This window comes from Streptosporangium sp. LJ11 (assembly GCF_051918945.1).
In the GTDB taxonomy this organism is placed as follows: Bacteria; Actinomycetota; Actinomycetes; order Streptosporangiales; family Streptosporangiaceae; genus Streptosporangium.
On sequence record NZ_JBPXMB010000035.1, the window covers coordinates 55,068 to 63,973 of the forward strand.

The 8,906-nt window shown below is 70.9% G+C and carries 8 protein-coding genes; 2 read left to right on the forward strand and 6 right to left on the reverse strand.

The genetic code is table 11. The features are described 5' to 3' along the window. Positions 1 to 4: 4 nt before the first annotated feature. The 3 genes from ACTOQ3_RS37675 to ACTOQ3_RS37685 form a co-directional block, all read right to left on the reverse strand. Complete coding sequence (locus ACTOQ3_RS37675) at positions 5 to 673, reverse strand: HEAT repeat domain-containing protein (RefSeq protein WP_440088393.1); 669 nt, start codon at positions 671 to 673, stop codon at positions 5 to 7. A gap of 164 nt (positions 674 to 837) precedes the next feature. Further along, positions 838 to 2,511 (reverse strand): FAD-binding dehydrogenase, encoded by a 1,674-nt coding sequence (locus ACTOQ3_RS37680; RefSeq protein ID WP_440088395.1) that lies wholly within the window; start codon positions 2,509 to 2,511, stop codon positions 838 to 840. A 229-nt stretch (positions 2,512 to 2,740) separates the two neighbouring features. Continuing rightward, a complete protein-coding gene (locus tag ACTOQ3_RS37685; RefSeq protein ID WP_440088397.1) occupies positions 2,741 to 4,048 on the reverse strand; it encodes an aspartate aminotransferase family protein in 1,308 nt (435 codons plus the stop codon). Between the two features lie 131 nt (positions 4,049 to 4,179). Here ACTOQ3_RS37685 and ACTOQ3_RS37690 point away from each other — a divergent pair, with 131 nt between their 5' ends. Further along, complete coding sequence (locus ACTOQ3_RS37690) at positions 4,180 to 5,085, forward strand: LysR family transcriptional regulator (protein ID WP_440088398.1); 906 nt, start codon at positions 4,180 to 4,182, stop codon at positions 5,083 to 5,085. Positions 5,086 to 5,133: 48 nt separating this feature from the next. Here the strand turns inward: ACTOQ3_RS37690 and ACTOQ3_RS37695 are convergent, their stop codons facing one another. The 3 genes from ACTOQ3_RS37695 to ACTOQ3_RS37705 form a co-directional block, all read right to left on the reverse strand. Further along, positions 5,134 to 6,318 (reverse strand): GDSL-type esterase/lipase family protein, encoded by a 1,185-nt coding sequence (locus tag ACTOQ3_RS37695; RefSeq protein WP_440088399.1) that lies wholly within the window; start codon positions 6,316 to 6,318, stop codon positions 5,134 to 5,136. 100 nt (positions 6,319 to 6,418) lie between these two features. After that, on the reverse strand, positions 6,419 to 6,988 hold the full coding sequence (locus tag ACTOQ3_RS37700) for a TetR/AcrR family transcriptional regulator (protein WP_440088400.1): 570 nt from the start codon (positions 6,986 to 6,988) through the stop codon (positions 6,419 to 6,421). Between the two features lie 203 nt (positions 6,989 to 7,191). Further along, positions 7,192 to 7,671: a MarR family winged helix-turn-helix transcriptional regulator gene (locus tag ACTOQ3_RS37705; RefSeq protein WP_440088401.1), complete on the reverse strand. Its 480-nt coding sequence runs from the start codon at positions 7,669 to 7,671 to the stop codon at positions 7,192 to 7,194. Positions 7,672 to 7,784: 113 nt separating this feature from the next. On the opposite strand from ACTOQ3_RS37705, the gene ACTOQ3_RS37710 reads away from it, so the two are divergent. Then, a complete protein-coding gene (locus ACTOQ3_RS37710; protein ID WP_440088402.1) occupies positions 7,785 to 8,894 on the forward strand; it encodes an epoxide hydrolase family protein in 1,110 nt (369 codons plus the stop codon). Positions 8,895 to 8,906 lie beyond the last annotated feature (12 nt).

An 8,906-nucleotide genomic window follows, 5' to 3' on the forward strand; every position in this document is an offset into this window, starting at 1 on the left:
CCTGTCACTCCTCCTGGCCGTTCCCGCCCAGGGCCACGACGCGCTTCGCCTGCTCGATCGCGAACTCGAATCCGGCATCCGGGTCGCGCAACAGCCGTTCCGTGGCGGTCGCGTGCGCGCGCACCCGAGGGTCGGGATCCGTCGTCGCGGCGCGCAGAGCCGGCTGGATCACCTCGCCGAGCGCGACCAGCGCCCGGCTGAGGCTCAGCTGCGTCTCACGCTCGCCGCGCCCGAGCTGTGTCGACAACACTACGGCCAACTCGGGCTCCTCACCTTCGGGCACGAGCACGACCGCCGCCCGCCAGGCGCTCCGCGCCACCTCGTCGTCGGCGTCGGACAGCAGCGCCGGCGTGATCGCCGGCCACGCCCGCCGATCCCCGATCTTGGACAGCGTGTGCAACGCCTGGCTTCGCGCCTGCGCACGCTCCGAGCGGACCTCGCCGAGAAGCGCGGGGACCGTCATCGACGCCGGGTGGCGGGTGAGGGCCCACGTGAGCATGTCGCGCACGTAGAACTCGGGTTCGACGGCGCATCGTTCGATGAGCTTGTCGACGAACCGCGGGTCGGGGGTCGTGCCGACCGCCAGCGCCGCTCGCAGCCGCACCGACGGGCGGTCGTCCTCCAGCCCCTGGAAAGCTCGGATCATGTCCGTGTCCTGTTCCGGCATGGTCATCGGGACCACCTCCTCGGCCCCAGTGAAGACCTTGTCACCGTGTCAAGGTCAAGCGGGGACGCGCCGCGAGATCACCGGGCACCCTCCAGGTCCACCGGGTCCGGTGCCTGCCGGGTCACGCCGGCGGGCGCGGACCCGGCCGGCGGTCGCCGGGACCGTCCGTCTCACGCGACCGCCCGGGCGGCGGCGCGGCCGGCCTGGCGGCCGGAGAACAGGCAGCCGCCGAGGAAGGTGCCCTCCAGGGCGTTGTAGCCGTGCACGCCGCCGCCGCCGAATCCGGCCGCCTCTCCGGCCGCGTACAGGCCGCTGACGGGTTCGCCGTCCATGCCGAGGACGCGGGAATCGAGGTCGGTCTGGATGCCGCCGAGGCTCTTGCGCGTCAGGACGTGGAGCTTGACCCCGATCAGCGGACCGGCCTGCGGGTCCAGGATGCGGTGCGGTCTGGCGGTGCGGCTGAGCCGGTCCCCGAGGAAGCGTCGTGAGTTGTGGATGCCCTGCACCTGGGCGTCCTTGCTGTAGGGATTGCCGACCTGCAGGTCACGGGCCACGATCTGGCGGCGCAGCTCGCCGGCGTCGAGCAGCGGTTCGTCGGTCAGGCCGTTCATTTTTACCACCAGCTCGTCCAGCGTGGTGGCGACGACGAAGTCCGCGCCGTGCCGTTTGAAAGCCTCCACCGGAGCGGGCGCCCCCTTGCCGAAGACCCGGTTCCGCAGTACCGCCTTCCGGTCTCCGCCGGTGATGTCGGGGTTCTGCTCCGAGCCCGACAGCGCGAACTCCTTCTCGAGGATCTTCTGGGTGAGGACGAACCACGAGTGGTCGTATCCGGCGATGTCGGGGGTGGTGCGCAGATACTTGAGGGTGCCGAGGGTGTCGTAGCCGGGCAGGCACGGTTCCGGCAGGCGGCGGCCCAGCGCGTCGAACCACATGGACGACGGCCCCGGCAGGATCCTGATCGCGTGCCCGGGCCAGACGGGGTCCCAGTTCCGCACGCCCTCGGTGTAGTGCCACATCCGGTCCTCGTTGACGATGCGGGCCCCGGCCGCGGCGCTGATGGCCAGCATCCGCCCGTCCACGTGGGCCGGCACGCCTGTGATCATGTTCTGTGGGGCGGTGCCCAGCCGCCGGGGCCAGTGCCGGCGCACCAGGTCGTGATCGGCGCCGATCCCGCCGCTGGTGACGATGACCGCCTGCGCGGTCAACTCGAAGGAGCCCGTCACCTCGCGGCTGGAGGCCACCCCCCGCGGAGAGGGGTCGTCGATCAGGACGCTCCCGCGCACCCCTGTGACGGCACCGTCCCGGACGACGAGTTCGTCGACCCGGTGACGGTGGTAGAACCTCAGCAGTCCCGCGTCGGCCGCCTGCTCGGCGCCGCGCACGAACGGGGCCACCACGCCCGTTCCCGTACCCCAGGCCACGTGGAACCGGGGCACGGAGTTGCCGTGACCGTCGGCGCGCAGGCCACCGCGCTCCGCCCAGCCCACCACCGGCGTCAGCTTGATGCCCTGGGCGTCTATCCAGGACCGCTTCTCGCCCGCGGCGAAGTCGACGTACGCGCGGGCCCAGCGCGCCGCCCAGACGTCCTCGTCCTCCAGGCGGTCGAACCCGGCACTCGCCTGCCAGTCGCTCCATGCCAGCTCGAAGGAGTCCTTCACCCTCAGGCGGCGCTGCTCGGGCGAGTCCACGAGGAACAGCCCGCCGAACGACCAGTACGCCTGCCCTCCCAGGTTGGCGGCGCTCTCCTGGTCCACCAGCGCCACCTTCCGGCCCCGGCCGGTCAGCTGCTGCGCCGCGACCAGCCCGGCCAGACCCGCACCCACGATGATGACGTCCGCGTCCATGGCGGTACTCCCTTGCTCAAACACCCCGTCGATCCCGTCCGGGGGCGTGTCGATGGTAAGGGGACCGGTCTGATCAATGCGTGGCGGCGGACCTGCACGGCGGTGGTGGACCATGAGGAACCTCGTGAACGGTTCTGACGGGCCGACCGGGAATCGGGCGCCGCACCCGTGAACCGGCGCGGGAGCCGGGGAGCATCGACCCGGCGGCCCGCCGCCGGACCGGTCCGCGTCACCCGGCGGCGGCGTCGAGCACGGCTTTGAGAGACGCCTCGAGGATGTCCACGCCGGTGTGCAGCTCGTCCTCCCCGATCGTGAGAGGCGGGGCGATGCGGAAGATGCCGCCCATCCCGGGCAGCTGGACGATGTTCATGTGCAGGCCTCGTTCGAGGCAGGCCGAGGTGATCGCGTTGCCCAGCGCGTCGGCGGGCGCCTTGCTCTTCTTGTCCATGACGAGCTCGATGCCCTGGAGCAGGCCACGGCCGCGAACGTCACCGACGACCTCGTAGTCGTCGCGAAGCGCCAGCAGCCGGTCGGTGAGCTGATCGCCCAGCGTCGCGGCACGCCGTGTGAGGTTCTCGCGGTCGATGACGTCAAGGACCGTCAGCGCGACGGCGGCCGCCAGGGGGTCGGAGACGTGGGTGGTGTAGAAGAGGAAACCCCGGTCGTGGCAGACCTGCTCGATCTCGGCGGTCGTGACGACGGCCGCCACCGGCAGCCCGGCTCCCAAGGTCTTCGACAACGTCAGGATGTCGGGCGCGACCCCGTCGCGCTCGAACGCGTACATCGCTCCGGTGCGGCCGAGACCGGTCTGCGCCTCGTCCAGGATGAGCAGCATCCCGCGTTCGTCGCACATCGCCTTGAGGCGACGCAGATACCCGGGTGGCAGGTCGATGAGCCCGCCCGAGGACAGGATGGGCTCGATGAGGCAGGCGGCGAGACTCCCGGCGGACTGCCGGTCGACCAGGGCGAAGCCGTAGGCGAGCTCGGCCTCCCAGTCGTGTGACCCGTCGGAGGATCGGAACGGCGAACGATAGGCGTTCGGTGTGGGCAGCGCGAGGTTTCCCGGCATCGGGGGACCGTAGCCGCGCCGCCCGGCGGAGAAGGTCGCGGCGGCGGCCCCCTGGGTCATGCCGTGCCAGGAGCGGTCGAAGGAGACGATCTCGAAACGGCCGGTGGAGAGCTTGGCCATCTTGATCGCGGCCTCGTTCGCCTCGGCTCCCGTGGTGAGCAGCAACATCTTGCCGAGTGCCGGGGGCAGGGTCGCGGTGAGCCTGCGGGCGAGCTCCAGCACGGGAGCGCTGAGCATGCCGCTGAAGAGGTGGTCCAGCGACGCGACCGCGGACGAGACCGTCGCCACGATGTCCGGGTGCGCATGGCCGAGGATGGAACTCATCTGCCCCGAGGTGAAGTCGAGAATCGGCGTGCCCCGGCTATCGAAGACATACGCGCCACGGGCGCGTTCGATGACCCGCGGGGTGAAACCGGCTCCGTAGCGGATCAGGAGACGGTCCGCCTCGTCCCAGAACGTCGTGTCCATCGCCAACCCTCTCTCACCGCGCCCGAGAGGACGCCGGATGTCCTGCTCGCTGCCATCCTCCACCGCCGGCAAAGCTCGGAACAAGCAAACAAATGCGGCTCGTCATTCGGTGTTGCCTTACCTTTGGTGCCATGCTCAACCCGCAACGTCTCGCGATCCTGCGCGCGGTCCTGGCAGCCGGGTCGATCAACAAAGCGGCGCGGAACCTCGGTTACTCTCCCGCGACGATCAGCCAGCACATGACCACCCTGGCGAAGGAGACCGGACTGGTCCTTTTCGAGAAGCAGGGACGCGGCATCATCCCCACCGACGCCGCACGGCACCTGGCGGATCAGGCCCAGTCGCTCCTCGCCGACTTCGGACGCCTCGAACGAGTCGTCGCAGACCTCAGGGGCGGTCAGGCGCAGCATCTGGCGATCGCCTGTTTCGCCTCCGCGGCCGAGCGGTGGATCCCGGAGGTCGTGCGGACCGTTCGCCGCCACCAGCCGAACCTCACCGTCGAGATCAGCCTCAACGAGCCCGTCGACGGGCGCGGACGCCGGCGCCCGGACCTCGACATCCGGACCGAGCCCGCAGGCGGAGCCGGAGTACACCTCGACGGCTACCGGCGTCATGAACTCGTCGTCGAGGAGCTCGTCGCCGTGCTCCCCGGCGCCCACCCTCTCGCCGGTGCCCGCGAACTCGCTCTCCGGGACCTCGAAGGTGAGCCCTGGATAGATCACGACATCTACGACAGCCCGATCGGACAGATCATCCTGACCGCTTGCCGGGCCGCCGGATTCACGCCGCGCTATGCCGCCCGCCTGGACGACCACCGGGCGGCGCTGCGGCTGGTGGAGACGGGCATCGGCGTCACCGTCCTGCCGCGCCTGGCCGTCGCGGAGCTCCCCGGCGGAGTCGTCGCCAGGCCTGTGGTCCGCCCCGCCGTCCTGCGGCGCATCGTCGTCCACGCCCGCCAGGATCGACGCCGCGGCGACCTCGTCGCCCGCGCGGTGGCACAGCTTCGCGACAGCGCCCGGAACGCGGAACCCGCGTAGCGCGGACGCCTCGCGTTCCGGGGCACGCCGGCGCGGCCGGAACCGGTTTCAGGTGCTGCGATTCGCGAAGGGGCCGCCGGCGGTGAAGACGAGCTCGGCGAAGCGCTCGCCGATGCGGCGGTGGGTGGCGGCGTCCGGATGGAGTTCGTCGGGCAGCGGCAGCTCGGCGGAGTCGGCCTCCCCGTAGAGGTCGCGGCCGTCGAGGTAGTACAGGTTCGGGTCCTCGGCCGCCCGTTGCCCCACGATCCGGGCCAGCTCGTCCCGGATGACGCCCAGGGTCAGTTTCCCGCTCGCGCGCTCCGCCGGGTCGCCCGTGGCCCGGAACCGCAGTCGCCCGGCGCCGAGGTCGGTGAAGTCCGGGGCGCTGGGACCGGGGGTGTCCTCGTGGATGGGGCAGTGGATGGGCGAGACGACCAGTAGCGGTGTGCCGGGGTGGCCTTCGCGGATGGTGTCGAGGAAACCGTGGACGGCCGGGGTGAAGGCGCGCAGGCGCATCAGATCGGTGTTGACCAGGTTGATGCCGATCTTGAGGCTGATCAGGTCGGCGGGGGTGTCGCGCAGGACGCGGGCGGTGAACGGGTCGAGCAGGGCGCTGCCGCTCAGGCCCAGGTTGATCAGTTCCGCGTCGCCGAGGGAGGCGGCGAGGGCGGGCCAGGTGGTGGTGGGGCTCGCGGCGTCGGAGCCGTGGCTGATCGAGCTGCCGTGGTGCAGCCACACCTTGCGGCCCCGGTCCGGTGCGGGCTCGACGGGGGCGTCGGCGCGCAGGGCGATGAGTTCGGTGGTCTCGTTGTGCGGCAGCCAGATCTCGACGTCCTTCATCCGGCCGGGCAGGCCGGTGAAGCGGAGGGTGCCGGCCGGGCCGGGCCGGAGCACGGTGGTCCCGGTGGTCATGTCCATGGTCAGGGTGTTGCCGCCGGTCACGCCGGCCTGGCCGGCCAGGCGGCCGTCGACGAGCAGGTCGTACACGCCGTCCGGGCGGGGCGGAGCACCGACGTAGACCCGTTTGGTGGGCAGCGTGTCCAGTTCGACGGCGGTGGCCCGGGTGCGGAAGACCAGCCGTACCCCGGAGGGCTGGGACTCCGCCATGGCGAGTTGTCCGTCGGCGCACTGGGCGCGGGCACGGGCGGGCAGCCGGTGCGGCAGCACACCGTGGGCGGTGTCCTGCAGGTCGAGCGCGCCGCGCAGAAGGTCCGCGGTGACGGGCGTGGTGATCCAGTCGGGCGTGGTGTGCATGGTCTCAGCCTGTTGATCGAAGTTTTCGGATTGTTCGGAGTGTTTGGATTCGCCGGTGCGCCGCTCGGCCGGCGGTGCCCGGCCGGCGGGGGAGCCCGGGTCAGGGCGCGGGCCAGTTCCGCAGCAGGGCGTCGAGGGCGTCCAGGACCCGTGACCAGGTTTCCTGCGTGTCGGGCGCGCTGTGGCTGAACCCGCCCCCCATCTCCAGGCTGACGTAGCCGTGGAAGACGCTGCCCAGCAGCCGGACGGCGTGCGTCTGGTCCGGTTCCGTCAGGTCGTAGCCGCGCAGGACCGCCCGCGTCATCTGTGCGTGCCTGCCGCCGGCGCTCGCGGCCGCCTCCTCCGGAGTCAGCCTCAGCTGGGCCGCGGCGTAGCGGCCGGGATGCTCCCGGGCGTAGTCGCGGTAGACGTTGGCGAACGCGGCCAGAGCGTCCTTGCCGGCCCGCCCGGCCAGGGCGGCGGCGACCCGGTCGGCGAGCTCCTCCAGGGCGAACAGGGCGATCCTGGTCTTGAGCTCCTGGGAGTTCCTCAGGTGCGAGTACAGGCTCGCGACCTTGACGTCGAACCGTCTGGCGAGCTCCGAGACGGTCACCTGGTCGAAGCCGACCTCGTCGGCCAGTTCCGCCCCGGCCCGGGTCAGGCGTTCCGTGGTCAGTCCTGCGCGTGCCATGGCCTCCCTCTCCTGCGACAGTGTCGATTATGTATTTGCCTAATAGCTTTAGGCAAATTGACCTTGCTTTTAGGGATCAGCCGCCGAAGGCCGCATCGACGGGAACGTCGAGGATCTTCCCTGACCTCGGACGGTGTCCGGTCACCTGGCCGGAGCCGAGGGGGGCAAAGGGGCCGGTGGCCGGGCCGGGACTCGGGGGCCGGTCAGCGCCACGGCTCTTCGGGGGTGCCGGTTCGCCGGTTGTGGTGATCCAGCAGTTTGGACAGCAACTCGGTCAACCCCTGCCGCTCCCCGGGTGAGAGCGGAGCCAGCAGTTCGTCCTGGCATTCGGCCAGGCGCTTCTCCAGTCGCCGCAGCTGCCGCTTGCCCGCCGGGGTCAGCGAGATGATGTTGCGCCGCCGGTCGGAGGGGTCCGGGGCGCGCTCGACCAGTTCGTGGTCGGCGAGCTCGTTGATCGTCGCGACCATGTCGCTGAGGTGGATGCCGCTACGGCGGCCCAGCACGGCCTGGCTGGCCGGGCCGGACCTCTCCAGCGTCGCCAGCAGGCGGTAGTGGTAGCCGCGGGCGCCGACGGACGAGAACCCGTCACCCACCAGGCGGTGCGCGTGGTGGGCGGTCTGGGTGAGCAGCCAGCTGGGCAGGTTCTCCCACGGGGTGGGTGTCTCCTCGGTCGGGTTCTCCATGTGACGAGTCTAGCAATTCGTTCGGCGCACTAATGATTGTGCTATCGTTCGTGGAGTAAACGTTAGTGAGCCGAACATTCGGTCGGCAAATGAATTCCCCTGGAGTTGAGACCATGATCAAGCCGTTCCGCATCGACATCACCCAGGCCGACCTCGACGACCTGGCCGACCGGCTCGCCCGCACCCGCTGGCCCAACGAGGTCGCCGACGCCGGGTGGGACCACGGCTTCCCGCTGGCGCGGCTGAAGGAGCTCGCCGAACACTGGCGCACCCGGTACGACTGGCGCGAACACGAGGCCAGGCTCAACGAGCTCCCGCACTTCACCACCGAGATCGACGGCCAGAACATCCACTTCGTCCACGTCCGGTCCGCGAAGCCGGACGCGCTCGCGCTGCTCCTCACCCACGGCTGGCCCGGCTCGTTTCTGGAGTTCCTCGACGTCATCGAGCCGCTGTCACGCGATTTCCACCTGGTGATCCCGTCCATCCCGGGGTACGGCTTCTCCGGACCGACCCACGAGCGCGGCTGGGACGCCGTCCGGATCGCGCGGGCCTGGGCCGAGCTGATGCGCCGTCTCGGGTACGAGCGCTACGGCGCGCAGGGCGGCGACTTCGGCGCGGGCATCTCCCTGGCGCTCGGCGCGGCGGCACCGGAGCGGGTCGTCGGGGTGCACGTCAACTACCTGCCGACCCGCCCGGTCCCGGACGCCGACATCCAGCTGTCCGCAACGGACGAGGCCCGGCTGGACAAGGTCAGGCAGCTGATGGCGAACCGTCCGCCGTACCAGGCACTGCAGGCCCTCACCCCCCAGACCATCGGCTACGCGCTGACCGACTCCCCGGTCGGCCAGCTGGTCTGGATCGCCGAGCGCTTCGCGCACTGGACGGACCCCCGCTCGCAGATCAGTGACGACCGGATGCTCACCAACATCTCGCTGTACTGGCTGACCGCCACCGCGGCCTCCTCGGCGCGGCTGCACCACGATGTTCCGCGGGGACGGCCCGTGCCGTGCCAGGTGCCGGTCGGTGTGGCGGTTTTCGCGCACGACATCACGCAGTCGGTGCGACCGCTGGCCGAGCGGCTCTACGACATCAGGCACTGGTCGGAGTTCGAGCGCGGCGGCCACTTCGCCGCGATGGAGGTGCCGGACCTGCTCGCCGAGGACGTCCGGGACTTCTTCCTCACCCGCCTCAAGCACGACCACCGAGCCGCCACCCGCTAGGTGCCGGTGACC

Bases quoted from the DNA above. Each gene is read 5' to 3' on its own strand.
- ACTOQ3_RS37675 (WP_440088393.1), bottom strand. From the start codon at position 673: ATGACCATGCCGGAACAGGACACGGACATGATCCGAGCTTTCCAGGGG.
- ACTOQ3_RS37680 (WP_440088395.1), bottom strand. From the start codon at position 2,511: ATGGACGCGGACGTCATCATCGTGGGTGCGGGTCTGGCCGGGCTGGTC.
- ACTOQ3_RS37685 (WP_440088397.1), bottom strand. From the start codon at position 4,048: ATGGACACGACGTTCTGGGACGAGGCGGACCGTCTCCTGATCCGCTAC.
- ACTOQ3_RS37690 (WP_440088398.1), top strand. From the start codon at position 4,180: ATGCTCAACCCGCAACGTCTCGCGATCCTGCGCGCGGTCCTGGCAGCC.
- ACTOQ3_RS37695 (WP_440088399.1), bottom strand. From the start codon at position 6,318: ATGCACACCACGCCCGACTGGATCACCACGCCCGTCACCGCGGACCTT.
- ACTOQ3_RS37700 (WP_440088400.1), bottom strand. From the start codon at position 6,988: ATGGCACGCGCAGGACTGACCACGGAACGCCTGACCCGGGCCGGGGCG.
- ACTOQ3_RS37705 (WP_440088401.1), bottom strand. From the start codon at position 7,671: ATGGAGAACCCGACCGAGGAGACACCCACCCCGTGGGAGAACCTGCCC.
- ACTOQ3_RS37710 (WP_440088402.1), top strand. From the start codon at position 7,785: ATGATCAAGCCGTTCCGCATCGACATCACCCAGGCCGACCTCGACGAC.